At 35.5% G+C, this 2,401-nt stretch carries 2 protein-coding genes and 1 pseudogene; 2 read left to right on the forward strand and 1 reads right to left on the reverse strand.

The window, feature by feature from the left end:
• A pseudogene (locus J582_RS24570) lies at positions 1–671 on the forward strand (NADH oxidase); the annotation flags it as partial.
• 5 nt (positions 672–676) lie between these two features.
• On the opposite strand, the gene J582_RS24575 reads toward J582_RS24570, so the two are convergent.
• Positions 677–1,360, reverse strand: a complete 684-nt coding sequence (locus J582_RS24575; protein WP_032048843.1) for a glutathione binding-like protein — start codon at positions 1,358–1,360, stop codon at positions 677–679.
• A gap of 342 nt (positions 1,361–1,702) precedes the next feature.
• On the opposite strand from J582_RS24575, the gene J582_RS24580 reads away from it, so the two are divergent.
• Entirely contained in the window at positions 1,703–2,290 is a 588-nt protein-coding gene (locus J582_RS24580; protein WP_032048845.1) for a DUF2726 domain-containing protein, read from the forward strand.
• The last annotated feature ends 111 nt before the right edge of the window (positions 2,291–2,401 follow it).

The following is a 2,401-nucleotide window of genomic DNA, read 5'->3' on the forward strand; positions in this document are numbered from 1 at the left end:
GCTCAGTTGAAAACCGTACTCGCTTTTTACTAGAAGTTTATAAGGCTGTACGTCAAGCAACCTCAGAGAATTTTATTATTTCAGTTAAGCTCAACTCTGCCGACTTCCAGCGCGGTGGTATTAGCGAAGAAGATGTAATTTCGGTATTTAAAGCAGTTGATGAAGCTGGGATTGACTTAATTGAAATTTCAGGTGGTACTTATGAAGCACCTGCAATGGCTGGCGCTAAAGCCGATAAACGTAAAGCAAGTACCATTGCACGGGAAGCATACTTCTTAGACTTCGCTGAAAAAATCCGTCAGCATGTAAAATGTAAACTTATGGTGACAGGTGGCTTCCGTACTGTAGAAGGCATGAATGCTGCTCTAGCAAGTGGGGCATATGACTTTATTGGTATTGCTCGTCCACTTGCTGTTGAAACAGATTTAACTGACCGTTTAATCGCAGGTCAAGATGTTCGCTATGCCGTAAAACCAATTAAAACAGGTTTACCTTTTGTCGATAAAATGGCGATTATGGAAATTATTTGGTACGCAGCACAATTTAAAGCAATTGGGCAGGGTAAAAAACCAAATCCAAAACTATCGCCTTTAATTGTGTTTTTAAATTACGCGAAGGGCAATATTAAGGCCGTTGTTCAGGGGCGCGTGAATTCACGTAAGTCTGCATAAATAAATCACCAAGCAATAGCCCAGTAAGTTTGAAAAGTAGAAGCAGACCATTGACCTTTAATTAGAGCATTTTTAAAGCCAGGTCTGTTTTCTATCTGGGTCAGATAACGCTGTATATGTTTAAACTGGCTGTAATTTGGTGAGCAAGCCAATAATGGAAACCACATCAAAATATCAGCAGTAGTAAACTGATCTCCAGCAAACCATAAGTGACGTTCTAAATGTTTATCAATCATGCTCATGTGTCTTTGTAATGATTGATTGAGATAGCCTTGATCAAATCCATATTTTAAAAGCTTAGGAACGAAACGGACCAGAAAAGGCGTGCGTTCTGCAATTTGGTGAAAGATTTGCTTGAGTACCAGATCTGGAATGAATGTCGCCTCACAATAATTCTTCCAATAATAAAAGTTTTGAAGTTGTTGGCTTAGTAAATTGTTCTGGCTCAGTTGTGGGTGTAAATGAGAGAAATAATCTAGAATTGCTGAGGTTTCAGCCAAAATTGAAGTTTGCTCTTGTTCAATAATTTCGAGAGTTGGAAATTTTGATAGTTGATGCGGTGAGTTATTATTTTTGTCTTCGTCCGAATGATATTTAGTGATGAGATCATAGTTAAGCCCTAATTCTTCTAAAAACCAAATAATGCGTTGAGAGCGTGAATTTTGTAAATGAAATAATCGAATTTGCATGTCATGTTCAAATTATAGTTTTGATCTATTTTTAGTATAGGGTAGAACATAGCTTAAGTATAATAAAATATTTATAAATCATAAATTTATAATGTTTTGGGCTGAAACATAGAAATTACTGCTGGTAAAGTTATGGGCCTTAAAACCGATGAGATCTTGATCGTCCAAGTGAGTAACATGTGTTACACCGTTGGCTCTGATATGTACAATTACGTTTTGGGTTATCATATTAGCCGACTGAAGGAATAAAATCGTTTCACAGCAGATGGCATAACTAGCTGTTTTTTTTAATAGTATTTCTGAAAATCAAAATAGTTTTTATATTTATTTAGGGGAAATTCGATGTTTGCGATGATTGGCATATTTTTAATAGCCATAATGATATTAGCGATTTTAAGTGTTTTAAAGAAAGGGGAAAGCAAAAATAGAAATGCAAAACGTACCCCAATCAAGGGAAAACCTATCATTACTATGAATGAACAACCCACTTTTATGAAATTAAAGGAAGCTTTGCCTGAACATATTATTTTAGCGCAAGTTGCTTTCAGCGCTTTTATGACAGCGCAAGGATACGCGACGCGTAATTTATTTAATCGAAAAGTTGCTGATTTTGTTGTGTTGGATAAAGCATTTAATATCGTTGCTATTGTTGAGTTAGATGATTCTAGCCATAAGGGGAAGGAAAAGTTTGATGCGGAGCGAGATGCTTTAATTCACGAAGCAGGTTTTAAAGTCATACGTTATAAACGAACACCAGAACTAGTACAAATACATCGTGATTTTAATATTACATCAAGTTCATTAGCTCAAGTCTTAATAGAACCAGATTTAACAAAAACAAAGTTAGTTGCTGATGCAATAATTATTGAGAAAGATGATCCAAGTATACAACCCACTCAACATATTGATGAAGTAAAGTTGAAGTCTTAATTTTGAAAATAAAAATTTATCTCATGGATAAAATGTGAAGTGAGATAAAATAATTTGAAGCGATGATTCTTTATAGAAAGAATATGGCGTCCCTACGGGGATTCGAACCCC

The sequence above is a fragment of the Acinetobacter sp. 1566109 genome (assembly GCF_000582255.1).
Lineage (GTDB): Bacteria > Pseudomonadota > Gammaproteobacteria > Pseudomonadales > Moraxellaceae > Acinetobacter > Acinetobacter nosocomialis.

Bases quoted from the DNA above. Each gene is read 5' to 3' on its own strand.
- J582_RS24575 (WP_032048843.1), bottom strand. From the start codon at position 1,360: ATGCAAATTCGATTATTTCATTTACAAAATTCACGCTCTCAACGCATT.
- J582_RS24580 (WP_032048845.1), top strand. From the start codon at position 1,703: ATGTTTGCGATGATTGGCATATTTTTAATAGCCATAATGATATTAGCG.